This is a genomic window from Stenotrophomonas sp. GD04145 (genome assembly GCF_029835135.1).
Taxonomy (GTDB): Bacteria; Pseudomonadota; Gammaproteobacteria; order Xanthomonadales; family Xanthomonadaceae; genus Stenotrophomonas; species Stenotrophomonas maltophilia_P.
In genome coordinates, this window is sequence record NZ_JAODZG010000034.1 from 1 (window position 1) to 24,339 (window position 24,339).

Sequence of the window (24,339 nt, forward strand, 5' to 3'; positions counted from 1 at the left end):
GGATAAGGGCAGCATGCTGCTCCCGGAGATCGCCGATGTCCGCCACGCCGCAGTCCGTGCCGGCGCCTGTGCGCCGCCACCCCCTGGTCACGGTCCTGTCGCTGCTGCTGGTCATCCTGGGTCTGGTGATTGGGGGGCTGGGCGCATGGCTGCTCCAGCTCGGTGGCTCGGCCTATTACCTCATCGCCGGCTGTGGCCTGCTGGCCAGCGGCATTCTGCTGTGGCTCAACCGGCGCAGCGGTGCGCTGCTGTACGCGCTGGTGTTCGTCGGCACGCTGCTGTGGACGGGGTGGGAATCGGGCAGCGATTACTGGCGCTGGGTGCCACGGCTGGGGCTGGTCACCGCGCTGGGCATCGTTCTGGCGCTGCTGACGCCGACGTTGCGCGCGCCGCTGTCCAAACGGCTGTCGTGCAGCATCGCCGCCGTGTTGCTGCTGGTGTTCGTCGGCGCGTTTGCCCTGGCGTTCAGTCCGCACGGCAGCGTGGACGGCCATGCGCCGTTCCCGGAAGCAGCCTTCAGCGCAGGCCTGGAGCCGACCCGCGACACCACCGGCCTGCAGCCGGCCGACCAGCCCGCCGAGGGTGACTGGCCCGCCTGGGGCCGCAGCAACGCCGCCACCCGCTTCTCGCCGCTGCAGCAGATCACGCCCGCCAACGTGGCTACCCTGCAACTGGCCTGGCAGTTCCGCACCGGCGACCTGCCGAAGAAGCGCTGGGGGGCCGAGACCACGCCGTTGAAGATCGGCGACCGGCTGTACCTGTGCACGGCACGCAACCGCCTGATCGCCCTCGATGCCAGCACTGGCAAGGCGCTTTGGCGGTTCGATCCAAAGGTGAAGGACGCCTCCATTCCGTACACCGCCGCCTGCCGTGGGGTGTCCTACTACGAGCAGCCCGCCGTGCCGGTATTCGCCGATGCGGCATTGGCGGATGTGGCTGCCGATCTTGCCTTGCCCCTGCCACCTCCCAGCGTTCGACCGGGCGCGGCGGCGGGCGCGCGGCCTGCCTGCTGGGCGCGCGTCATCGAAGGCACGCTGGACGGACGCATCATCGCAGTGGATGCCGACAGCGGTCGGCCGTGCGTCAATTTCGGCAACAACGGCCAGATCGACATCACCCTCGACATGGGCGAGGTGCCGCCGGGCTATGTCTCGATCACCTCGCCGCCGGCCATCGTGCGCGGCGTGATCGTCACCGGTCACCAGGTGCTGGACGGGCAGCGCCGTGACGCGCCTTCCGGCGTGATCCAGGCCTATGACGCGATCACCGGCAAGCTGCGCTGGGCGTGGGACATGGAGCGGCCCGAGCGCACCGGTCCGCCCCCCCGCGAGCAGGTCTATACCCGGGGTACGCCGAACATGTGGACCACCGCCACCGGCGATGAACAACTGGGCCTGGTCTACCTGCCGTTGGGCAATGCCGCCGGCGACTACTGGAGCGGCTCGCGCAGCGAGCAACAGAACCGCTATGCCACCTCGCTGGTGGCACTCGACGTGGCCACCGGCAAGCCGGTCTGGCATTTCCAGGCCGTACGCAAGGATGTCTGGGACTACGACCTCGGTTCGCAGGCCAGCCTGATCGATTTTCCGACCGCGGCAGGCAAGGTGCCCGCGATCCTGCTGCCGACCAAGCAGGGTGACCTGTACATCCTCGACCGGCGCAACGGCCGGCTGCTGACACCTGCCGAAGAGCGCAGGGTTCCGCAGGGCGGCGTGGAACCGGAGCAGCGCTCGCCAACGCAGCTGTTCTCGCTCTATCACACCCTGCGGCGCGAGCAGCCGCTGACCGAGCGTGACATGTGGGGCATCACGCCGATCGATCAGCTGGTCTGCCGCATCCAGTTCCGCAGGGCGCACTACCAGGGCTTCTACACGCCGCCCACCAGTGATCGCCATTCCATCGAGTATCCCGGTTACAACGGTGGCTCGGACTGGGGTGGCGTGGCCATCGATACCCGCCGGGGCGTGATCGTGGCCAACTACAACGACATGCCCAACTACAACCGGCTGGTACCGCGTGCCGAGGCCGACCGGCGGGGATGGCTGCCGCGTGAGCAGATCCGCGCCGACCGCGGCGCTGGCGAAGGGGCAGGCGACCCGCAGGTGGGTACGCCGTATGCCATCGACGTCAATGCAGGATGGCGGCTGCCATTGACCGGCCTGTCGTGCAAACAGCCGCCGTATGGCGGCATCCGCGCGATCGATCTGCGCACGGGCACGCTGCTGTGGGACCGGCCGTTCGGAAGCGCGCGCGGCAACGGCCCATTCGGCATCCGCTCCGGCCTGCCGATCGAGATCGGAACGCCCAACAATGGCGGTGCGGTGATCACTGCCAGCGGCCTGGTGTTCATCGCCGCCGCGACCGACGATCTGCTGCGCGCCATCGATCTGAAGACGGGCCGGGAACTGTGGCATGCCAGGCTGCCTGCCGGGGGCCAGGCCACTCCGATGATCTACGAGCAGGGGGGACGCCAGTACGTGGTGATCGTCGCAGCAGGCCATCACTTCATGGAGACTCGTCCCGGCGATTACGTGATGGCGTTTGCCCTGCCCGAACATTGAGCATCGTTCGCGGCGGGGCCTGTCCGCCGATTCCCGGAAGCGGCGATTTCCCACCCGATGACGTGGTGTCCACCGATGCAGTAGCGGTGTGCCGGCGGGCACGCTGTTGCGCATGCCCAGCCTGTCGAACCCTGTCAGCCGCGAGCCCATCATGGGCAATGTCCATCTGCTCACCTTGACCTGCTGCAATCGGCAGTGCCTGTTCGAGAACGCGGCGCATGCGGATGTCGCGATGCAGCTGTTGGCTGCGATGGACCGCGAGGGGCTGACCACCTCGCTGGCCTGGCTTGTCATGCCCGACCACGTGCGATGGCTGGCGCAGCTGCGTGGCTATCCACCCGGATACTGCGTACAGCGCTTCAAGGCGCGCAGCAGCTTCCTGATCAACCGCCATCGCGGCCGCAACGGAGCGGTCTGGCAGGCCGGCTATTTCGATCAGGTGATCGACAATGATGCTTCGTTGCCTGTGCGGGCCCGGCAGGTGCTGGCTCACCCGGTCAGTGCGGGGCTGGCCAGGCAGGTGGGCGAGTATCCCCATGGCTGGTGTCGCTGGCCGCTGCAGGACGCCACGATTGCGCGGTAGTGGCGTCCTGCCGTGTTACTGCGGCACCCGTACCATCTTCGTCATCAAATGTTCGACCACACCCGCCGGGTTGGCTGTGCGGCCCACATGCGTGCTGGACATCTGCACGATCGAGCTGCGTTTGGCGGTGAGGAAATGGAAGCGTGCGCGTGCCGGAAGCTGCGCGATGGGGCCGGCGGTGGCATCGCCGCGGCAGATGGCCACGATGGCATCCAGCCACGGTTGCAGCGCCTGCTGGTCCAGCGCCGGTGCGAACGCCTGCAGGCGTGCCGGGTCGATCTCGATGGCTGCTTCCAGATGACGCGCACCGGGACAGGACACGATCACCCCGACGTTGATGAATTCCTCGCGCTCCACCCGCGGTACAACGCGGATGACCGCATAGTCATACGTGTGCAGCGTGGGCACGGATGGCCTCCTGCACGAACACCGCACGCACCTTCAGGCGATGCTTGAGATAGTCGATGTAGCCCTGGCGGTAGGCCTGAGGGCTGTCGAACGCCGGCTCGTTGACCAGCCAGCTGTCTGGCACGAGGCCGACGATCCGCTCGATCTCGGCATCGGTCAGGCGAGCCGCCAGCTCGGCATCCACCTCGGCGATGCGGCTGGCGAACGACAGCAGCACGTGGTCGCGGATCAGCACGAACGGCCTTTCGCACGCATCGCCGGCGTTGGCCCAGTCGTGGTGGAAATACATCGCTGCACCGTGGTCGATCAGGTACAGCTGGCGGTGCCACACCATCAGGTTCGGGTTGCGCGTGGTGCGATCGACATTGCTGGTGAATGCATCGAACCAGACGATGCGCGACGCCAGGTCGGCGTCCACCGGCATGGCCGCCGGGTCGTAGTTGATCGCGCCGGGCAGGTAATCCAGGCCCAGGTTCAGGCCCTCGCTGGCGCGGATCAGTTCCTGGATCTCCGGATCCGGTTCGGTACGCGCGAACTCGCTGTCCAGTTCGACGAACAGCAGTTCGGGAATCGGCAGGCCCAGGGTACGGGCCATTTCACCTGCGATCAGTTCGGCGATCAGGGCCTTGGGCCCCTGGCCCGCACCCCGGAACTTGAGTACGGCCATGCCGTCGTCGTCGGTCTCGACCACGGCCGGCAGGGAGCCGCCCTCCCGCAGGGGCGTAATGTAACGAAGAGCATTCACGGTGCGCATGCACGCATTCTAGCGTGGCACACGGTGCTGCATCGCATGCGCCGCAGAGCACACGCCGCGCATGCCGACGCAACGCAGGCAATGCTGAATGCACGCTGCGCAATGTGCCGCGCTTCACACGATCCTCCGGACGACGCGGGCAACATGCTGTCCATGGCGTTCGCGGAAACGCCGCGCGGATCCTGCTCCACGATGTCTCCACCAGATGCGGAGGTACAGGGATGAGCGACCAACTGAATGCGGCACTGCCGCCTCTGGATGATGCCAAGGCCGAAGAAATGATCGGCAAGGTAGTGCTGGTGGGCGTCACCCGTTACGGCGGTGACGGGCAGGTTCAAGGGCTGGAGCAGTATGCCGGCACGGTGCTGCGCATCAGCGCGTTCGAAGGCGTGGTGCTTGCCGACGAGAACGATGGCCACGAGCGCTACCTGCCGCCCATGCTCGACCAGTACCTGCCGGCCCAGCCGGGCGAGTACTGCATGCGCTCCACCGGGATGATCGTGGTGGACCCGGACTATCTGGCCACCTGGGACCTGCACGCCCGGCAGTAGTGCCCCGGCCTGCGCTTTGCCTTATCCGGTGACTAGCCCATCCGGCCCATTGAACGCGGGCCGGGCGGTGCTAGATTCGGCGCATGCCCGCTTCGCGGGCAGCCCGACACTACCAGGGGATAAGGATGCTCATCCGTCGTACCTCTCTGGCGGCTGCCATTGCCGTCGTTGCCGTCACGCTGTTGTCTGCAGGCCCGGCATGGGCCGACTATGCCAAGCCGCCGGAGCATCTGCTGAAGGTGCTGAAGGCACCGCCGCCGCCAATGCCGAACGTGGACCCCAGTGGCCAGCGTCTGTTGCTGACCACCGCGCAGACCTATCCGTCGATCAGCCGGGTGGCGCAGCCCTACCTGAAACTGGCCGGCGTGCGCCTGGAGCCGAAGAACCGCAGCCGTCATGACACGCCCGGAGGCTATGGCATACCGGCCTGCGTGGCCGACTTCACCCTGGTCGAGATCGGCAGCGGCAAGGAGACCAAGGTCAACCTGCCGCAGGGCTGCGCCGGTGGCGCGCTGTGGTCGGCCGACGGCAGCCACTTCGCGTTCCAGAATGCAGTCGAGACCAGCGTGCAGCTGTGGGTGGGCGATGCCGCCACCGGTCAGGTCAAGCAGGTACCGAACGTCCAGTTGAACCCGATTTTCGGCAGCACCGTGCAGTGGCTGGGTGGCAGCCAGACACTGCTGGTGAAGCTGGTACCGGCCAACCAGGGGCCGGCACCCTCCAATGGCGGCGTGCCGACCGGACCCGATGCACAGGAGTCGCTCGGCAGCAGTGGCGAGAGCAGCACCTACGAGGCACGCGACACGCTGACCAGCGTGCATGATGAAGCGTTGTTCGCCTACTACGGGGCCTCGCAGCTGGCGGTGGTGGATACCGCGGCGGGCACCGTGCGAACGGTCGGCCAGCCGGCCATCTACAACGATGTCAGTGCGGCGCCAGACGGCGTGCATGTGCTGACCGAGTCGATCAAGCCACCGTTCTCGCATGCGGTTACCTACCAGCGTTTCGCCAACGACGTCGCGGTACTGGATGTCAGCAGTGGGCGCACGACCACCATCGCCCGCCTGCCGTTGGCCGACCGCGTGCCGGTGCACGGCGTGCCGGAGGGGCCGCGCGGTTTCGACTGGCGCTCCACCGATCCGGCGACGCTGGTGTATGCCGAAGCACTGGACAAGGGCGACTGGAAAGTGAGTGTGCCGCACCGTGACCGCGTGCTCATGCTCAAGGCGCCGTTCACCGGCAAGCCGGTGGAGATCGCGCGTACCGCGCAGCGCTTCGAAGGCATTGCCTGGACGGCGGACCCGGCCGTGTCGTTCCAGTTCGAGAATGACGAGAACCGGCACTGGGTGCAGACCCGCATCGTCGATGTGGACAAGCCCCGGCAGGAGGGCCGCCTGTTGTGGGACATGTCCAGCGACGAGCTGTACGGCGATCCGGGCAACCTGGTGTTCAAGCGCCTGCCCAATGGCGCACCGGTGGTGCGGCAGGAAGGGACGTACGTGTTCCTGCGCGGGCAGGGCGCTTCGCCGCAGGGGGATCGCCCGTTCCTGGACCGTCTGGATCTGGCCACACTGAAGAGTGAGCGCCTGTTCCGCAGCGATGCCGATGCCTACGAGCAGTTCCTGGGCTTCAGCAATACGCCCGGCCGCTACCTGACGTGGCACCAGTCGGTGATGGACCCGCCGAACGCCTTCCTGCGCCAGCAGGGCGATGCTGTGGCGGACGCCAAGCAGGGCGAGGCGCAGTACACCTCCACCGCGACGGCCCTGACGAAGCTGGTCGACCCCACGCCTGAAGTGCGGCAGATCAAGAAGCAGCTGGTGACCTACAAGCGCGCCGACGGCGTGGACCTGTCGTTCACCCTGTACACGCCGCCCGGCTACCGGGAAGGCCAGCGCGTGCCGGCCATCCTCTACGCCTATCCGGCAGACTTCGCCAATGCCGCGCAGGCCGGGCAGGTCTCCGGTTCGCAGCAGACGTTCACCCGCCTGCAGCCGTACCGCCTGATGCTGCTGGCCGGCTACGCGATCATCGACAATGCCTCGTTCCCGATTGTCGGTGATCCCAGGAACGCCTACGACACCTACCTGGAGCAGTTGGAAGCCGATGCCAAGGCGGCCGTGGACAAGGCCGTCGACATGGGCGTGGTGGATCGCAACCGGATCGGCGTGACCGGCCACAGCCACGGCGGCCTGATGACCGCGAACCTGATCGCGCATACCACTCTGTTCAAGGCGGGCGTGGCGACCAGCGGCTCCTACAACAAGACCTTCACTCCGTTCGGATTCCAGAACGAGCGGCGTTCGGTCTGGCAGGCACAGGATGTCTACCTGAAGGCATCGCCGTTCTTCTACGCCGACAAGATCAAGCTGCCGCTGCTGCTGGTGCATGGCGAGGACGATGCCAATCCGGGTACCGAGCCGTTCCAGTCGCGCAAGCTGTACCAGGCGATCCGTGGCAACGGCGGCACCACCCGCCTGGTGATGCTGCCGAACGAGCCGCACTGGTATACGGCGCTGGAGTCGAACGAGCAGCTGGTGGCGGAGATGCTCAACTGGTTCGACACCTACGTGAAGAACGCCAAGTGAGGAATGGAAAGGCCGCCCTCGGGCGGCCTTCCTGCATCCTGTGGAGCCGAGCCATGGTCGGCTGCTGTAGTACAGAGCCGGGGAAATCACATGAAGGCATGGATGTTGGCGCTCGCTCCGCTGTTGGTTTCTCCTGTGGCCACGGCGGTCCAGCGGCCGATGAGCGTGCACGTCACGTACGACTGGTCTGGCTGGGGTTCCGTATCTGAGCGCTGGGTCATCCGGCGCGATGCCTACGGCGTGACCACCCGCGTACAGGTGGTTGACGCGCCCGACGTGCAACCGCGGGTGCCGGAGCTGCTGCCGTTCGGCGCGATGTCAGCGTTCGAGGCTGCGCTGCAGGCAGCGCCGTTGACCCGCGACGCCACGGTGGATCTGATCGCTTCGCGGCTGGACCGGTCCACCATGCTGACGCTGGATCCACAGCTGCGCAGCACGCCGCCGGCCAGATGCTCGTTCGCCCAGCAGCAGGCCTGGGCACGCCGGGCGCTGGCCGGGCAAGGTCTGCAGGAGCGCGTTGCGGCGCATTTTCGCGGCCTCTGGACTGACGACCATCCCAGCATGACCGTGGTCGTAAGCCGTCCGGGCCGCCCGGAAACCGTGCTGGTGTCCACTTCCCAGTACGCAATGATGCTGCCATGGAAGCGCGTGTCATCGACGAACTTCGACCAGCACGTTCTGGCAGGCGCGCAGGAGCAGTGGCGTCCGGCGTTGAGCGATGCACTGATGGCGCTGCTGCCTGCGGGGGAACCCAGCCGCGAACGTTTCAGGATCGGCTGGTTGCAGAACAGATTACGAGACGACATTGCCCAGGAGGCGCTGCGTTGTGGGGCGCTGCGCAAGGAAACTGCAGATTGATCATCCACGGATGCTCTGCGATCAACGGTGCAGACTCGACAGCGACAGGTCGATCGCGGTGCGGCCGGACAGGCGCCCCAGCAGGGAAGTTGTCCGTGGAGAGCGCTGCCTGGGCATCCGCGCTCACGCCAGTGGCAGGCGGTCCTGCGCGTGCGAAAGGCGATCATGCAGGTCGCGCACATGCTCGGCCCTGGCATGTACCCGGGTGGTGTCGCCGAAGCTGCGCAGATAGGCGCAGGCGGCGAAGCCGTCACTCTTGCTTTCATACTCCGTAATCCAGGCCAGTCGGTCCGGATTGTCGGCCTGCTCGGCCGACCACGCGGCGGCGGGCGGGCGGATGCGGTACTTCAGGCCGACACGCCATGGTTTCGGTGTCAGCCGGGCCCGGAAGCAGTGCTGCAGCCGGCACATGCGCGCGTACAGCGTGTCGGTGCCCAGTGCGTTGAAGAACGCCTGCAGCGCCTCGTCGCCGGGGGAGAACGTGGCATGCATGGCCAGTATCCGCAGCCCGGCCGGCGTCCGGTACGCGCGCAGATGCCAGTCCGGGTGCTGCCTGCTGAAGTCCGCAACCCGCTGCAGGGCCACGCCCTCGGCGCCACCGGCAGCGGCCAGGCGACGCCTGCGTTGCATCAGCATCGCGGTATTCACCAGAGCCACGGCTGCCACGCCCAGTACCAGCCCCACCAGCCAGTGCCAGAGCAGGGTGCCGATGAGGGCAACGGCAGGCAGCAGGGTTGCCGTGATGACGACGGGCATCACACATCCTGCCGGTGGTTTCGGGTGGTCAATGTCGGCGAACAGGACGTCCGGAGTGTTCAGGCACAGCGCACCGTAGCTGTTGCGGGTGATCACCACGCCGCCATCGCGCTGCACGATCTGCTCGCGGATCGGCACGCCTTCCACGCCGTAGTTGCTGCGGACCTCGCGGCGCGGCAGTGCCTGCCCGGCGAGGATGGCATTGAGCGCTTCGTTGGCCCGGCGCTCGGCGTGTGCCTGAGCGTCGGCAGGGCTTGTGTCGGACCATCCGAAGCGACGCACGACCACCGGCCGGCCGCGGAAACGGGCCTGCAGGCGGGCTTCGGCCCAGTACGCGGGAACGATCATCATCGTGCGGTGCGCCATCATCCATGGCAGATGCCGAGGTGAGTCTGGCACAGGGGCGTAACGGCCGCACCCGCCTGCTGCGGCGAAGGGGACGCAGTGATAGATTGCCTGCCTGGCATTGTCTCCACCAAGGACGGATCGATGTTCGTTTCCCTGCGTGGCCTGCTTGCCCTGGCGCTGGCCGGGACGGCCGGCGTGGCCCATGGTGCAGCGCCCGGGCCCGAGATCCTGATTTCCGACGCCAGCCGCTTCTATGCCCTTTACGACACAACCGATGGCCAGCCCAGCGTCGCCCAGTTGGCGCAGTACCTGGCCGAAGGGACGCCCAGCCTGGGCGAGTTCGCGAGCCGGCGACGGGTCACCGCCGAGCGCATCGCCGACGCCATGCGTCGCGACCCTGCGATGTACGCCAACGGCCGGACCTGCCTGGATGAACTGCCTGCGGTACGCCAGCGGCTGGTGCAGGTGTTTGCCAATCTGCAGGCGATCTATCCGCAGGCGAGGTTTCCACCGGTCGCGATCATGGTCGGGCGCGGCCGCCCGGTCGGGCTGACCCATCCGGGAGGCGTGCTGATCGGGCTGGAAGCCCTTTGCGCGGCTGACTTCATGAACCCCAATGTGCAGGACCGCTTCGTGCATGTGATCGCGCACGAGTACGTGCACATCCAGCAGACCGGTGCGATCGATTTCGAGCAGGGCGATCCGCGTGCGACGGTGCTGCGCCTGTCACTGGCCGAAGGCGTTGCCGAGTTCATCACCGAACTGGTTTCCGGCAGCGTCGGCAACGGACGCCACGCGGCATGGACGCGGGGCAGGGAAGTGCACATCGAAAGTGCATTCGCGCTGGACCTGGACAGTACCGATCTGTCGCCCTGGCTGTACAACTACACGCCCGGTTCCGACGCGCCCTACGATCTGGGCTACTGGGTGGGCTACCGCATCGCCAAGGCGTACTACCTGCAGGCCAGGGACAAGCGCGAAGCGGTGCGCGCCCTGATCGAACAGGACGATCCGAAGGCGATCCTGGCGGCCAGTGGCTGGACGCCGGGCATGTGGATGCCGGCGAAGGTGACTGGCGTGGCCGCACGCGCTGCGGCACGCTGAGTGCGGAACAGAACGCTACGGGAGATCGGCATGCACATTCCTGCTTTGACGGCCGGCGCCATCGCACTGGCATTGGCGATGACCGGCGGCGTGAACGCGGCCGAGGCACCCGCCATCAACCCGCTGCTGACACGGCCAGTGGAGCAGCTGCGGCCGGACGAAGTCCGTTTCATGCAGCAGCGTCTGGCGGATTGGCCACAGCTGCAGCGCTATCGTGACGCCAACGCAGCACTGCCTGCTGCCCGGCCCGGAAAGCCACGCGTGGTGTTCTACGGCGACTCGATCACCGAGGGCTGGGGGGCTGAGGGCAGTGCCGCCTTCTTCCCCGGCAAGGGGTATCTCAATCGTGGCATCGGGGGCCAGACCACGGCGCAGATGCTGGTTCGCTTCCCGCAGGATGTGCTTGCGCTGCATCCCCAGGTGGTGGTGATCCTGGCCGGCACCAACGATATCGCCGGCAATACCGGCCAGGCCACGCAGGCGATGATCGAAGACAACGTGCAGGCGATGGTGGCGCTGGCGAAAGCGCAGGGCATCAGCGTGGTGCTGGCCTCGGTGCTGCCGGTCAGCGAGTACCCCTGGATGCCTGGTATCGAGCCCGCCGCGAAGGTGCGCGCATTGAACCGTGCACTGAAACGCCATGCCGACGAACAACAGCTGGTCTACCTGGATTACCACACGCCGTTGGCCAACGCGCAGGGCGGTCTGGATGCCGACCTGGCCGGCGACGGCGTGCATCCCACCACGAAAGGCTACGCGGTGATGGCACCGCTGGCCGAGGCTGCGATCGATCAGGCGCTGGCGAGGCGCGCCGCTCGGTGATGGTCAGCGCGATGGCGTGGCAGGCAGGGCGCCCAACAGCCACTCGCAGAAGCTGATCACCAGCGGATCGCGCGCGCTGTCGTCGTGCAGCAGCCAGCTCCAGCGGGGCCCGCGCACGCGGGCATCGTCCAGCGGCTGCAACAACCCCTGCGCGCGCGCAGCTGTGGCCAGCAGTTCACTGACCAAGGCGATGCCCAGGCCCTGGCAGGCTGCGTCGAGCAGCTGTCCAGGCTCGGAGAAGTTCAGGCCGTCGCTACGCTGCCCGACGTCGACACCTCCCTGGACCTGCCATTGGCTCCAGTCCATTTCGCGTTCGCCATGAAGGGTAGGCCGTTGCGCCACCGGTACGTCCAGCAGACTGGGGTGGCATGCCGGATATAGACGATCGTGCAGCAGCACGCGGTGCGTGCAGTGCGCCTGTGCCTCCAGGTCGTTGCGTACGGCAATGTCCAGCGTCTGCGTGCCCATGTCCGGCGCGTTCTCGCTTGTCAACAGCCACAGATCGGCCTGCGGGTGCTGGCGGCGGAAGTCGGCCAGGCGCGGCACCAGCCAGTGCCTGGCGAATGCGGGACTGGTGTTGACGATCAGTTGATTGGGCTTGCGGTACTGGTCGAGCCGGCGGACGCCACTGGCCAAGCTGCGGAGCATGGCCTGGGTGGTCTCCAGCAGATCGATGCCGGCATCGGTGAGCGTGACGCTGCGACCTTGCCGGAAGAAAAGAGGCTGCTCAAGTGATGTTTCCAGTCCGCGGATCTGCTGGCTGATGGCTGATTGGCTCAGGTGCAGTTCCTGCGCAGCGCGATGGAAGCTGCCAAGGCGTGCAGCGGCTTCAAAGCCGCGCAGGGCGGTCAGCGAGGGCCAGTGCTTGAGCATGAGTGATAAGTAAAAGTGTTGATAATGCGGCTGAATCTATCGTTTGTGCTTATTGAATGGCAAGCGCAGCATGAGCTATCCCATTTCGTCCGGAGCCGATCATGTCCACCCGCCGTCGTTTCCTCAGCCAACTGGCCGGTGCGGCCGCCCTAGGCGGTGTCGCTGCGATGGGCGTGACTGGGATGGCCAAGTGCGCCGTTGCAGCTGGCCCGGCGGGCTGGCGCATGCCGGACGAGCATGGCCCGCAGGAGCGGGTTTTCCTGGCCTTCGCCGCGCAACCTCGCGTGTGGGGTTCGCAGGCCGACGCGGTGAACAATGCGATCGCACGCCTGGCGCGCACTATCGCCGGTTACCAGCCGGTCACCGTGCTGTGCTGCCCGGCGCAGCGGACGCAGGCGCAGAATCGGTGCGGCCGCGACAACATCGAGTTTCTCGATGTCCCGCTGGACGACATCTGGGTCCGCGACTACGGCGGCTGCTTTGTCACCGATGGCAAGGGGGGCCTGGGCCTGGTCGATTTCAACTTCAACGGTTGGGGTGGAAAACAGACTGCGCGCAACGACGGTAGGGTGGCGCCGTGGCTTGCCCGTATCACGGGCGCGACGTTGCTGGAAAGTGACCTCGTCGGCGAAGGCGGTGGCATCGAGGTCGATGGGCAGGGCACCGCAGTACTCACCGAGAGCTGCTGGGTAAACCACAACCGCAATCCGGCGTGGTCGCGCGCCGGGATCGAAGCGGAGCTGAAGCATCAGCTCGGCCTGCGCAGGGTGATCTGGCTGCCAGGCATCCGCGGCCGTGATATCACGGACGCGCACGTGGACTTCTATGCACGCTTCGTACGCCCCGGAGTCCTGATCGCCAACCTCGACAACGATCCCGGCTCCTACGATTACGAAGTGACGCGCACGCATCTGCAGATACTGAGAGAGGCCACCGACGCCGAAGGACGCCACCTGCAGGTGCATACCCTGCCACCTCCGCTGCACCCGCGCGACAACGTACATACACGTGACAACGCGGACCTGGCATTGGGCTACATCAACTATCTGCCGATCAACGGTGCGGTGATCGCACCGCAGTTCGGCGATGGACGTGCCGACGCGCAGTGCCGCGAACTGCTGCAGAACCTGTATCCGGGCCGGTCGATCGAGCAGGTCGACATCGATGCGATCGCCGGGGGCGGCGGCGGGATCCACTGCGTGACCAAGAACATGCCGCAGGTCGGGTAGTGCTGGCAGAAGGTCAGTCGTCGTCGCGCTTCAGCGCAGCGTCGGCAGCCAGCAGAGCTTCGGCGGCGGCGCTGAGTGCGGGGGAGGGCGGCAACGGCGAACCGATGGCGTCCATCATCTGCTGCATGCCCACGAATGCACGCGCGCGGCGATCATAGATGCCGGTGACCAGCAGGGCGCGCGTGGCGATCTTCTGGCCGTCGCCGACCAGCACGCGCTGCTCCATGATCACGCGCGTGCCGACCCAGCCGGCCAGGCGTGTTTCCAGGGTGAAGCGCTGGAATGGCCGGAGCTCGCGGCGGAACTGGATGGTGCCGGCGCCGACGATCGGCGCCCATTTCTCGCGCAGCGCCACCTTGCCCAGGCCCATGCGCAGGATCAGGTCCAACCGGCCCAGATCGAAGATGTTCCAGTAGCGGCCGTTGGTCATGTGCAGGTTGCTGTCCAGATCGTTGGGCAGCACCCGGAACTGCAGCCGCGACACGCCGAAAGGCGCCTCCAGCCTGGGCCGGAACAGACTGCACAGCAGCAGATGGAGCAGGCGGAACCAGAGATTCATGATTATTACGAGTGTTATAGAATCGACGGTACGCTAGTCTATGGCGACTGTCTTAGCAAGGCGCAGCCATGAGTCCGCGAACGTCCGACGCTCCCCAGCGCGTGATCGATGCCGCCGCGCAGATGCTGGCTCGGGTCGGGCTGAACGCAACCAGCATCCGTGAAGTGACCAAGCTGGCCGACGCGCCGCTGGGGTCCACCTACCACCACTTTCCCGGCGGCAAGCAGGAGCTGCTGGCGCGCGCCACGCTTATGGCCGGCGACAAGGTGGAAGCGCTGCTGGTGGCGCTGCTGAAGGGCGGCGCAGTGCAGGGCCTGCAGCAGTTCCTGGCGATGTGGCGCGAGCGCCTGCTGCGCTCCGGGTTCCGCGCGGGTTGCCCGGTGCTGGCCGCTGCCGTTGAGGAGCCGATGGACGCGGTGCCGAGCCAACCCCGCGCGGCAGCTGCCGATGTGTTCGCGCGCTGGCACGATCATCTCGCCACGGCGCTCGTCGCCGAAGGACATGCGCCAGCCGCCGCGGGTGAGCTGGCCAGCCTGGTGATTGCCAGCGTGGAAGGCGCGGTGGCGATGTGCCGCGCGCTGCAGGATATCGCTCCGTTTGACCAGGTCGCCGCGCAGCTGCTCAGGGCTGTCGCGCCACCTGCGCGCTAGAATCAACGCGAACGCGCTGCTGCGTGCCCGGCAAGGACGTCCACATGTTGCACCACCTCTCCCTCGGCGTCCGTGACCTCGATGCCGCAGGCCGCTTTTACGATGCCGCACTCGCCACGCTTGGGTTTCGCCGGGTCTTCGAGGACGAGACCGCGATCGGTTATGGGGTGGTCGATGATGAGGATGCGCTGTGCCTGAAGCTGCGTGATGACGCCGCAGCGCCGGGTCCCGGTTTCCACGTAGCGTTTGCCGCGGACTCGGCAGCGGCCGTGGATGCCTTCCACGCAGCCGCCGTGGCCAACGGGGGCGCTGACAACGGTGCGCCCGGGCCGCGCCCCGATTACGGTGACTTCTACTACGCGGCGTTCGTGGTCGACCCCGATGGCCATCGCATCGAAGCGGTGACCAAGGCGCGGCCGGAGTGACGCAGCCAGGTGTTTCGGCGCCCGCACGCTGACAAGCACAAGCGCACGCAGCAGCTCACGCCAGCGATGGTTCGCGCGGTGGGACGCTGCCGGGTACGTCGTCGAGGTGGCTGAAACGACGGCGCCGGATCACACGCGGCGCCGCCTGAGGCGATCAATCGAAACGCCAGCGCACGCCCGCATAGATGCCCCGGCCTTCGCCGGGCGTGGAGCGGGCGACATCCTTGCCGGCGTCGTTGTAGCCCGGTGTGACCGTGGCCGCGTAGTGGCGGTTGCCGAGGTTGCGCATCTCCGCCCACGCCTGCCAGCGGCCACCGGGTGCGTCGTAGCCGATGCGGCTGCCGAAGATCACGTGGCTGTCGGCCCAGTAGCTGTTGGCGTAGTCCACCGCGATGCGCGAGGCGTATTCGGTGTTCAGCGCGGCGTACAGGCCGGAGGCATGATCGAAGCGCAGCTCGGCCTGGTAGCTGTGGCGCGGCAGGCCCGGCAGGCGGTTGCTGCCGAAGCGCGCGTCGTGGCGGTAACGGAAATCACTGAAGGTGTACGCTTGGCGCAACGACAGGCGCCCCGGCGCGGCCTGCCACAGCGTGCTGTCCAGACCGGCTTCGATGCCGCGGTGCACGGTGGGGCTGGCGTTGTTTTCTGCGATGAACAGGTTCGGCACCGGTTGCAGTTCGACACTGAGCAGTTCGTGGTTTATGTGCGCGTAGTAGCCGGTCAGTTCCCAGCGACCCAGCGCCGCGTTACCGCGCGCGCCCAGTTCCAGCGTGGTGGCGGTCTGGTTCTGCATCGGCACCGGCGCGCGCTGGCGCCCGCTGGACGGGCCGTTGCCCGGCCCGAAGTACTGGTTCGAGCCCCAGATCATCGACCACGGGTGGGGCGCTTCCACCGAGCGGCTGAGGTTGCCGAACCACTGGGTCTGCGCGCTGTGCTGCCAGGTGAAGCCCAGTCGCGGTGCGTAGTCCCAGTCGTGGTCGCGCAGGCGGCCGCCGCTGCTCGGCCAGGTCACCTGCACATCGCGGCGGGTGTTGATCAGTGCCAGCCCGGTCTGCATGCGCAGGCGGTCATTGAAGGCGAGGGTATTGCTGAGGTGCAGTGTGCTGTCGGTGCCGTGGTGGCGGAAGTCACGCGTGCACGTACCGGCGGCATAGCCGTTGCTGGCAAAGCGCAGCGACTCGCGCACATCGGCGTCCAGATCGTGGGTGACGCGCAGACCGATCGTGGTTTGGCTGTCCAGGCCGAACAGCCGGTGGCGGTGGTGGTAGTCCAGCGTGGCGTTGAGGTTGGCGTAGTCCAGCTGCTGGCGGTACAGGCTCTCGTTCAAGTCCATCGGATACGTGTGATAGACCAGCCCGGCCTGCAGCGAAGAATCCTCGTCGATCTGCAGCGTGGTGACATTACCGACCCAGGTACTGCCCGGCTGCGGGCGGCGCGCATCGATGGCCAGGTTGGCCGCGTTCGCCGCATGCGGATCGTTGCGGATCTGATCGCGGGTCAAGCGACCGGGCGTTTCGTGATTGGTTTCGCGGTAGCGAACGAAGAAACGCGTCTGCAGGTCGGGCGTGATCTGCCAGCCGATGTTGGCCATCGCGCCCTTGCCGTCGCCGCGCGCATGGCGCTGATAACCATCGAACTCGGTATCGGTGTAGGCCAGGAAGTAATCGAGATCTCCGTTGACACCGCCCCAGCTGATGCCGCGTTTCTGGTAGCCACGGCTGCCCGCTTCGTAGTGCAGCTGCACACCGGCCGAATCGCGGCCGCTGCGGCTGGTGTAGTCGATGGCGCCACCGAGTGCCAGCGCGCCGCGCTCGAAACCGTTGGCGCCGCGCAGCACCTCCACCCGCGACAGCCACAGCGGTTCCAGTAGTTCGTAGGGCGTGCCGCCGGGGCCGGTCAACGGCAGGCCGTCGATCGATACGGCAATGCCCGAGGCATGTGCGCCCGGGCCGCGATTGATGCCCGAGCCACGGATCGAGATCTTGGTGCCTTCGTTGCCGGGCGACTGCGCGCTGATGCCCGGCTGGAAGGCGAGTACATCGGCACTGCTGGCCAGTCGGCTGTCGGCCTTGGCCACGTCGATGACGTTGCTGGCGCCGGGCACGCGCTTGAGCGCCTCGCGGGCCTGGGCGCTGGCATCGGCCGCAGTGACCTGCACGGCATCAAGGGTGGTGGCCTGCGGAGCGGCCTGGGCGGTTGGGGCCAGGCCAAACGAGACGGCCAGGAACAGCAGCGACGGGGTAGGGCAGTACGGCGCGAGCGACATGCGGAAATGCTGTAAACCACGAAAGTGGCGCGCAAGTTAACAGGTCGACGGCGCCACGTCACCCATCACCGGCGTATGGGGCTGGTGCACCTGTAGAGCCGAGCCCATGCTCGGCTGCTTTTTTTACGGAGCCGAGCATCGGCTCGGCTCTACAAAGACGGTTTCGCCAGCGCCTTCGACTTCGCATACAGCCGCTCTGCGACATCCTTCTCACCCAATGCCGCATGACACTCGGCCAGGCTGTCCCACACATTGGCCGAATCCGGATACAGCTCGGTGTTGAGGGCGAATACCTTCAACGCGCTGCGCGCACCGAGGTTCGCGAAGATGGCGTAGCCATCGGTGTTGATCGCGCGTTCCAGTTCGTTGGCCGCGATGCCGCTGCTGTCGCGCAACCATGTGCGCAGGGCCGGTGCAGCGCCTGCATCATCTTCCAGCGCATAGGCAATCAAGCGTTCGGACAACACCGCATGCGGAAATTCCTTCGGTGCGGCCACCGCCATCGTGCTTTCCACCAGCGTGCTCGACCACACGTTGCGGGCGCTGCCGTTGGTGAGGTACACGAACAGCCAGTAGCCGCTGGCCAGGGTGTCCTTGTACGCCAGCCGCGCGCGCACGCGGGTGCCACCATCATGACCGACCTGGGTGTAGCCATCGCTGCGCGTGGTATCCCAGCCGGTGGAGAAGAAATTGCTGCGGCCATCGGTCAGCCTCTGCGGCTGCCAGAGCTTTTCCAGTGTTGCCGTACGCAGCAGCTTGCCGGTGGCCAGCGCCTGCAGGAAACGGTTCATGTCGCCCACGCTGGTCTGCAGATCCGCATGGCCCCAGCCGTAGTCCGGCCACGGGTCTTCGTTGGCCGGCTGCAGCTGCCCATCCTTGCCGATGTACGGCACGGCCGCGCGCTGGGCTGGCACGCTGGCTACACCCCACGAGGTGCTGGCCATCTTCAACGGCTGCAGGATGCGTTCGCGGGCGATCGCCGGGTAGGGCCTGCCGTAATGCGTTTGCAGCAATGCGGTCAGCACCAGATAGTTGGCCTGCGTGTACTGCACGCGGCTGCCGGTGGCGAACTGCATCGGTGCCGCGCCGGCCACCTTCAGTGCAGCGGCAAGATCTGGCGCCACACCGGTGTAGCCCTTGCTCACCCAGCGGTTGTCCACCCGCTCGTAGTACTCGCCGATACCGGAGCTGTGGTTGAGGAAATCACGCACACGGATCGCCTGCCATGCTGCGGGCAAGTCCGGCACATAGCGGCTGGCCGGTGCATCCAGATCCACCTTGCCCTCATCGATCAGCTGCATCACCAGCGTGCTGGTCAGCAGCTTGGCCATCGACTGCGCGGCGAAGATGGTATCGACGGTGGCCGGTGAATGGGTAGCGGGATCACGTTCACCGCTGGCGCCCTGGTACAGCACCTGGCCGTTGTGTGCGACCAGTACCGCCTGGCCGGCGATGCCATAGCGTTCGCGGTTGGCCTGCAACTGCGCATCCATCCGGGCCGGAAGATCGTTGCGAACATCCCCCGCCAGAGCAGGCAGGGCAACGGTCAAGGCACAGAAGAGCGCGGCAAGGGCGCGGTACATCGCGATGATCCGTCAGTGGCGATGGCGCATCTTGGTCAGCGGCGGGGGCGGGGTCAAGCGCATGGCGCCGGGCCATGCCCGGGATTGCAGGTACCGTGCCGGTAGCGCCGGGCCATGCCCGGCGACACCCGGGTCACGATCAGCCCAGAATTCCCGGCAGATCCAGCCCCTTCTCCTTCGCGCACTCGATCGCGATGTCATACCCCGCATCGGCGTGGCGCATCACGCCGGTGGCCGGGTCGTTCCACAGCACACGACCGATGCGCTTGGCGGCCGCCTCGGTGCCATCGCAGACGATGACCATGCCGGCGTGCTGCGAGAAGCCCATGCCCACGCCGCCGCCGTGGTGCAGCGATACCCAGGTCGCACCGCTGGCGGTGTTGAGCAGCGCGTTCAGCAGCGGCCAGTCGGAGACTGCGTCGGAGCCGTCGGCCATGGCTTCGGTTTCGCGGTTCGGCGAAGCGACGCTGCCGCTGTCCAGGTGGTCGCGGCCGATCACCACCGGCGCCTTCAGCTCACCGTTGGCGACCATTTCGTTGAAGGCCAGCCCCAGCCGATCACGGTCACCCAGGCCCACCCAGCAGATGCGCGCCGGCAGACCCTGGAACTTGATCTTCTCAGCGGCCATGTCCAGCCAGCGGTGCAGGTGCGGGTTGTCCGGAATCAGTTCCTTCACCTTGGCATCGGTCTTGGCGATGTCTTCAGGATCGCCACTCAGCGCGGCCCAGCGGAACGGGCCGATGCCGCGGCAGAACAGCGGACGGATATAGGCCGGGACGAAGCCGGGGAAATCGAAGGCATTGGCCACGCCTTCTTCCAGCGCCATCTGCCGCAGGTTATTGCCGTAATCGACGGTCGGCACGCCCAGTGCGTGGAAGCCGAGCATGGCGCGGATGTGGTTGGCCATCGAGGCACGCGCGGCCTTTTCCACTTCCTTCGGCGCGGAAACCCGCTTCTCGTCCCATTGTTCGACGGTCCAGCCCTGCGGCAGGTAGCCGTTCACCGGGTCGTGCGCGGAGGTCTGGTCGGTCAGCAGGTCCGGCTTCACGCCGCGCTTGAGCAGTTCGGCCAGCACATCGGCAACGTTGCCGAGCAGGCCCACCGATTTCGGCGTGCCCGCCTTGCAGGCTTCATCGATCAGGCGCAGTGCTTCGTCCAGGTTGTCGGTCCAGGTGTCCAGGTAGCCGGTGCGCAGGCGCATGTCGATGCTGCTCCTTCGGCACTCGACCGCCAGGCAGGAGGCACCCGCCATCACTGCCGCCAGCGGCTGCGCGCCGCCCATGCCGCCCAGGCCGCCGGTGAACAACCACTTGCCGGTGAGATCGCCGCCGAAGTGCTGGCGGCCCATTTCCACGAACGTCTCGTAGGTGCCCTGCACGATGCCCTGTGCGCCGATGTAGATCCAGCTGCCGGCGGTCATCTGGCCGTACATGGCCAGGCCCTTCTTATCCAGCTCGTTGAAGTGGTCCCAGTTGGCCCAGCGCGGCACCAGGTTGGAGTTGGCGATCAGCACGCGCGGCGCATCGGCATGCGTGCGGAACACGCCCACCGGCTTGCCCGACTGCACCAGCAGGGTCTGGTCATCGTCCAGGCGCTTGAGCGTTTCGACGATGGCATCGAAGCTCTCCCAGTCGCGCGCGGCGCGGCCGATGCCGCCGTACACCACCAGTTCCTGCGGCCGTTCGGCCACGTCCGGATGCAGGTTGTTCATCAGCATGCGCAGCGGTGCTTCGGTCAGCCAACTCTTGGCGTTGAGCGTGGTGCCGGTCGGTGCGGCAAGGGTGCGGGACGGGTCGTTGCGGGTCATGCGGCGCTCCGGTTCGTAGCAAATTCAAGGCAGGCATTGAGCACCTGCGCCAGGGTGTGGCGCAGCGGTGCGGCGTGGTCGGGGTCGAGCGGGGTGGGCCAGCTGTGCTCGTCCACCTGGTCCGGCAGGGGTTCGTGCATGTAGCCGCGACAGGCCAGCTCCATCTGCAGGCTGTGCACGCCGCCGGCCACGTTGCTGTAGTGGCGGGTGATCCAGCCGCCCTTGAAGCGGCCGTTGCGCACCTGGCTCATGCCGCTGATCTTCAGCAGGTTCTCCACCACGTCGCTCAGTGCGTTGTCGCAGGAGGTATCCGGTGCGCCGGACGGACCGGCGGTGCCGAGATTGAACTGCGGCAGTTCACCGTCGAACAGGTGTGGAATGTGCGAGCGGATCGAGTGCGCGTCATACACCACCACCGTGCCGTGACGTGCGCGCAGCCGCGCGATCTGCGCGGCCAGCGCGTCGTGGTAAGGCGCGAAATAGGTGTCCCGACGGCGCGCGATCTCCGCTTCGTCCGGCTCGCGCCCGGCGTGGTACAGCGGCTGGTTGTCGAAGGTGGTCAGCGGGCACAGGCCGGTGGTGTTCTGGCCCGGGTACAGCGATACCCCGCTGGGATCGCGGTTGAGATCGATCACCGAACGCGAGATCGCCGACCGCACGGTGGTCGCGCCCATGCCGCGTGCGAAGTCGTACAGTTCGTGCACCCACCAGTCGGCGTCGCGACGCGCCAGCCATGGCGAGTGATAGTCGCCGATCAGATCGTGCGGCAGCTCGCTGCCGGTATGCGGGAAGCTGACGATCAGCGGGGCATCGCCCTCGTGCACCGTCAGCCATTCGGGGTGGGCATTCATGCCTGCGGCTCCACGGTCGGAAGGACAGCTTCCAGGCCCCGTGCCAGCGCGCCGCTGCGCACGAGCGAGGTGGCAACCACCATGTCCGGGTGGAAGTAGCGGTCGTCCTGCAGGGTCGGCACCTGCGCGCGCAGGGTGGCGCGTACGTTCTCCAGTGCAGCGCTGGAGCGCAGCGGCGCATGGAAGTCACAGCCCTGTGCGGCGGCCAGCAGTTCGATGCCGATCACATTGGCCGCGTTCTCGGCCATCTGCATCAGCCGGCGCGCACCGTGCGCGGCCATGGACACGTGGTCTTCCTGGTTGGCCGAGGTCGGGATCGAATCCACACTGGCCGGATAGGCCCGCTGCTTGTTCTCGGACACCAGCGCGGCGGCGGTCACCTGCGGAATCATGAAGCCGGAATTCAGGCCGGGGCGCGGGGTCAGGAAAGCCGGCAGGCCGGACAGTGCCGGATCCACCAGCATGGCCAGGCGGCGTTCGCTGATCGAACCGATCTCGCACACCGCCATCGCCAGCATGTCGGCCGCGAAGGCCACCGGCTCGGCGTGGAAGTTGCCGCCGGACAGCGCCTCGCCGGTGTCGGTGAACACCAGCGGATTGTCGGACACGCCGTTGGCTTCGATTTCCAGCGTGGTGGCGGCCTGGCGCAGGATGTCCAGTGCCGCACCCATCACCTGCGGCTGGCAGCGCAGGCAATACGGATCCTGCACCCGCACGTCGTTGTCGCGATGCGATTCACGGATGCCCGAGTCCTGCATCAGCGTGCGCAGCGTGGCGGCCGTGGCGATCTGTCCGCGCTGGCCACGAATGGCATGGATGCGCGGATCGAATGGTGTATCCGATCCCTTCGCCGCTTCCACCGACAGTGCGCCGGTGACCAGCGCGGCCTGGAACACGGTCTCGATCTCGAACAGGCCGGCCAGTGCATAGGCGGTGGAGAACTGGGTGCCATTGAGCAGGGCCAGGCCTTCCTTTGCGCCCAGTTCAACCGGCTGCAGGCCGGCCCGCGCCAGTGCGTCCCGGGCCGCCAGCCGCTCATCGCCGATGAAGGCTTCGCCCACGCCCAGCATCACGCTGGCCAGGTGCGAAAGCGGTGCGAGGTCACCCGATGCGCCGACCGAGCCCTGCGCCGGCACCACCGGCAACACGCCCTTGACCAGCATCGCCTCCAGCAGCAGCAGCGTCTCCTCGCGCACACCGGAAGCCCCCTGGGCCAGGCTGACCAGCTTCAGCGCCATCATCAGCCGCACCACGCTGGCGGGCATCGGCTCACCCACGCCTGCGGCGTGCGAAAGAACGATGTTCCGCTGCAGCGTGGCCAGGTCTTCGCGCTCGATGCGCACGCTGGCCAGCTTGCCGAAGCCGGTATTGATGCCGTACACCGGCGCACCCTTGGCGACGATGGCCGCCACGGCGGCGGCACTGGCGCGTACCACCGGCAGCGCCGCCGGATCCAGCGCAAGCGGCGCACCGCGATAGACCTGTCGCCACTGGGCGAGGGTGACATGGCCGGGGCGAAGAACCAGGGTGTTGCTCATGTGTTGCTCCAGGAGGCAGGCAGGTCGGGCTGACCGCGCACCACGCGCGCGTGCAGCGGGTTGAATCCAATGCGGTAGACCAGGTCGGCGGGCGCGTCGATGTCCCAGATCGCCAGGTCGCAGTCCATGCCCACGGCCAGGCGCCCGATGCGGTCGCCATGGCCCAGCGCACGCGCTGCTTCGCGGGTGAAGCCGGCGATGCACTCGTCCACCGTCAGGCGGAACAGGGTCGCGCCCATGTTCATCGCCAGCAGCGGGCTGGTCAGCGGCGAGGTGCCCGGGTTGCTGTCGGTGGCCAGTGCCAGCGGCACACCCGCTGCACGCAGCGCGGCAATCGGCGGCGGGGTGGTATCGCGGGTGAAATAGAACGCGCCCGGCAGCAGCACGGCAACGGTGCCGGCCGCCGCCATCGCGGCGATACCGGCGTCATCCAGATGTTCGATGTGATCGGCCGACAGCGCGCCGAAGCCGGCGGCAAGCTCTGCGCCGTGCTGGTTGCTCAACTGCTCGGCATGGATCTTCACCGCCAGTCCGTTCGCGCGTGCGGCGTCGAACACCTGCCGCGCCTGCGCAGAGGAGAAGGCGATGTTCTCGCAGAACACGTCCACGGCTTCGGCCAGGCCCTCGGCCGCGATGGCCGGAATCATCACGTCGCAGACCTCGTCGATGTACTCCTGCGCCTGGCGGCCCGGGGGAACCGCATGGGCACCCAGGAAGGTCGGCACCACATTCACCCGGCATTCCTCGCCCAGCGCGCGTGCGACCTGCAGCTGCTTGCGCTCGTCGTCCAGGGTCAGGCCGTAGCCGGACTTGATCTCGATCGTGGTCACGCCCTCGGCGCGCATCGCCAGCAGGCGAGGACGGCTCTCGGCGGCAAGCTGGGCTGGCGTCGCGGCGCGCGTGGCGCGCACGGTGGAGACAATGCCGCCGCCCGCGCGGGCGATGTCGGCATAGCTCACACCCTGCAGGCGCTGCTCGAATTCGTTGGCGCGGTTGCCGGCGTAGACCAGGTGGGTGTGGCAGTCGATCAGGCCGGGCGAGACCCAGCGGCCTTCGCCGTCGATGCGGGTGGTCGGCTGCAGATGGGCATCGCTGCCGGCCGGGCCGACGTGGACGATGCGGCCGCCCGCGCAGGCCAGCACGCCGTCACGGAGGACACCCAGGCCCTCACCGTCGAGGGTGATCAGATGGACGTTGGACCAGAGGATATCGACATGCATGGCATCCA

21 protein-coding genes are annotated in these 24,339 nt (G+C 67.1%); 10 read left to right on the plus strand and 11 right to left on the minus strand.

What is annotated here, in order from left to right; translation table 11 throughout:
* Positions 1 to 35: 35 nt before the first annotated feature.
* Positions 36 to 2,561, plus strand: a complete 2,526-nt coding sequence (locus tag N7367_RS14620) for a membrane-bound PQQ-dependent dehydrogenase, glucose/quinate/shikimate family (protein ID WP_279942658.1) — start codon at positions 36 to 38, stop codon at positions 2,559 to 2,561.
* A 112-nt stretch (positions 2,562 to 2,673) separates the two neighbouring features.
* Positions 2,674 to 3,144 (plus strand): transposase, encoded by a 471-nt coding sequence (locus N7367_RS14625; protein WP_279942659.1) that lies wholly within the window; start codon positions 2,674 to 2,676, stop codon positions 3,142 to 3,144.
* A 15-nt stretch (positions 3,145 to 3,159) separates the two neighbouring features.
* Here N7367_RS14625 and N7367_RS14630 read toward each other — a convergent pair whose 3' ends face one another.
* Complete coding sequence (locus N7367_RS14630) at positions 3,160 to 3,552, minus strand: DUF3037 domain-containing protein (protein WP_053515475.1); 393 nt, start codon at positions 3,550 to 3,552, stop codon at positions 3,160 to 3,162.
* Complete coding sequence (locus tag N7367_RS14635; protein WP_053515477.1) at positions 3,530 to 4,306, minus strand: HipA family kinase; 777 nt, start codon at positions 4,304 to 4,306, stop codon at positions 3,530 to 3,532. The genes N7367_RS14630 and N7367_RS14635 overlap by 23 nt, the downstream gene beginning before the upstream one ends.
* Before the next feature lie 221 nt (positions 4,307 to 4,527).
* Between N7367_RS14635 and N7367_RS14640 the strand changes: the two genes are divergently transcribed.
* From N7367_RS14640 to N7367_RS14650, 3 genes are all read left to right on the plus strand, one after another.
* On the plus strand, positions 4,528 to 4,857 hold the full coding sequence (locus N7367_RS14640) for a hypothetical protein (RefSeq protein WP_053515479.1): 330 nt from the start codon (positions 4,528 to 4,530) through the stop codon (positions 4,855 to 4,857).
* Positions 4,858 to 4,982: 125 nt separating this feature from the next.
* The gene (locus N7367_RS14645; protein ID WP_279942660.1) at positions 4,983 to 7,445 is read left to right on the plus strand and encodes a prolyl oligopeptidase family serine peptidase; all 2,463 of its coding nucleotides are present in this window, start codon (positions 4,983 to 4,985) and stop codon (positions 7,443 to 7,445) included.
* A 102-nt stretch (positions 7,446 to 7,547) separates the two neighbouring features.
* The gene (locus tag N7367_RS14650) at positions 7,548 to 8,303 is read left to right on the plus strand and encodes a hypothetical protein (protein WP_279942661.1); all 756 of its coding nucleotides are present in this window, start codon (positions 7,548 to 7,550) and stop codon (positions 8,301 to 8,303) included.
* A gap of 123 nt (positions 8,304 to 8,426) precedes the next feature.
* Here the strand turns inward: N7367_RS14650 and N7367_RS14655 are convergent, their stop codons facing one another.
* Positions 8,427 to 9,410 (minus strand): hypothetical protein, encoded by a 984-nt coding sequence (locus N7367_RS14655; protein ID WP_279942662.1) that lies wholly within the window; start codon positions 9,408 to 9,410, stop codon positions 8,427 to 8,429.
* Between the two features lie 138 nt (positions 9,411 to 9,548).
* Here N7367_RS14655 and N7367_RS14660 point away from each other — a divergent pair, with 138 nt between their 5' ends.
* Both N7367_RS14660 and N7367_RS14665 read left to right on the plus strand, forming a co-directional pair.
* Positions 9,549 to 10,511: a DUF2268 domain-containing putative Zn-dependent protease gene (locus N7367_RS14660; RefSeq protein WP_279942663.1), complete on the plus strand. Its 963-nt coding sequence runs from the start codon at positions 9,549 to 9,551 to the stop codon at positions 10,509 to 10,511.
* A gap of 78 nt (positions 10,512 to 10,589) precedes the next feature.
* Positions 10,590 to 11,333 carry an SGNH/GDSL hydrolase family protein gene (locus N7367_RS14665; RefSeq protein WP_279942679.1) on the plus strand — a complete coding sequence of 248 codons (744 nt, stop codon included), beginning with the start codon at positions 10,590 to 10,592 and terminating at the stop codon, positions 11,331 to 11,333.
* A 3-nt stretch (positions 11,334 to 11,336) separates the two neighbouring features.
* Here the strand turns inward: N7367_RS14665 and N7367_RS14670 are convergent, their stop codons facing one another.
* On the minus strand, positions 11,337 to 12,206 hold the full coding sequence (locus N7367_RS14670) for a LysR family transcriptional regulator (RefSeq protein WP_279942664.1): 870 nt from the start codon (positions 12,204 to 12,206) through the stop codon (positions 11,337 to 11,339).
* Between the two features lie 101 nt (positions 12,207 to 12,307).
* Between N7367_RS14670 and N7367_RS14675 the strand changes: the two genes are divergently transcribed.
* Positions 12,308 to 13,435, plus strand: a complete 1,128-nt coding sequence (locus N7367_RS14675) for an agmatine deiminase family protein (RefSeq protein WP_279942665.1) — start codon at positions 12,308 to 12,310, stop codon at positions 13,433 to 13,435.
* Positions 13,436 to 13,448: 13 nt separating this feature from the next.
* Here the strand turns inward: N7367_RS14675 and N7367_RS14680 are convergent, their stop codons facing one another.
* On the minus strand, positions 13,449 to 13,994 hold the full coding sequence (locus N7367_RS14680; RefSeq protein ID WP_065176034.1) for a thioesterase family protein: 546 nt from the start codon (positions 13,992 to 13,994) through the stop codon (positions 13,449 to 13,451).
* A 68-nt stretch (positions 13,995 to 14,062) separates the two neighbouring features.
* Between N7367_RS14680 and N7367_RS14685 the strand changes: the two genes are divergently transcribed.
* Positions 14,063 to 14,644, plus strand: coding sequence for a TetR/AcrR family transcriptional regulator (locus N7367_RS14685; RefSeq protein ID WP_279942666.1), 582 nt, complete (start codon positions 14,063 to 14,065; stop codon positions 14,642 to 14,644).
* A gap of 44 nt (positions 14,645 to 14,688) precedes the next feature.
* The gene (locus N7367_RS14690) at positions 14,689 to 15,069 is read left to right on the plus strand and encodes a VOC family protein (protein ID WP_065182888.1); all 381 of its coding nucleotides are present in this window, start codon (positions 14,689 to 14,691) and stop codon (positions 15,067 to 15,069) included.
* Positions 15,070 to 15,223: 154 nt separating this feature from the next.
* Here N7367_RS14690 and N7367_RS14695 read toward each other — a convergent pair whose 3' ends face one another.
* The 6 genes from N7367_RS14695 to hutI all read right to left on the minus strand — a co-directional run bounded on the left by N7367_RS14695 (position 15,224) and on the right by hutI (position 24,331).
* Complete coding sequence (locus N7367_RS14695) at positions 15,224 to 17,332, minus strand: TonB-dependent receptor (protein ID WP_279942667.1); 2,109 nt, start codon at positions 17,330 to 17,332, stop codon at positions 15,224 to 15,226.
* 149 nt (positions 17,333 to 17,481) lie between these two features.
* Positions 17,482 to 18,915, minus strand: coding sequence for a serine hydrolase (locus tag N7367_RS14700; protein WP_279942668.1), 1,434 nt, complete (start codon positions 18,913 to 18,915; stop codon positions 17,482 to 17,484).
* A 139-nt stretch (positions 18,916 to 19,054) separates the two neighbouring features.
* A complete protein-coding gene (gene hutU / locus N7367_RS14705; protein ID WP_065182885.1) occupies positions 19,055 to 20,722 on the minus strand; it encodes a urocanate hydratase in 1,668 nt (555 codons plus the stop codon).
* Positions 20,719 to 21,573 (minus strand): N-formylglutamate deformylase, encoded by an 855-nt coding sequence (gene hutG / locus N7367_RS14710; RefSeq protein ID WP_065176028.1) that lies wholly within the window; start codon positions 21,571 to 21,573, stop codon positions 20,719 to 20,721. Before hutG ends, hutU begins: the two co-directional genes overlap by 4 nt.
* A complete protein-coding gene (gene hutH, locus N7367_RS14715; protein ID WP_279942669.1) occupies positions 21,570 to 23,111 on the minus strand; it encodes a histidine ammonia-lyase in 1,542 nt (513 codons plus the stop codon). Before hutH ends, hutG begins: the two co-directional genes overlap by 4 nt.
* Positions 23,108 to 24,331, minus strand: a complete 1,224-nt coding sequence (gene hutI, locus N7367_RS14720) for an imidazolonepropionase (RefSeq protein ID WP_279942670.1) — start codon at positions 24,329 to 24,331, stop codon at positions 23,108 to 23,110. The genes hutH and hutI overlap by 4 nt, the downstream gene beginning before the upstream one ends.
* Positions 24,332 to 24,339: the final 8 nt, after the last annotated feature.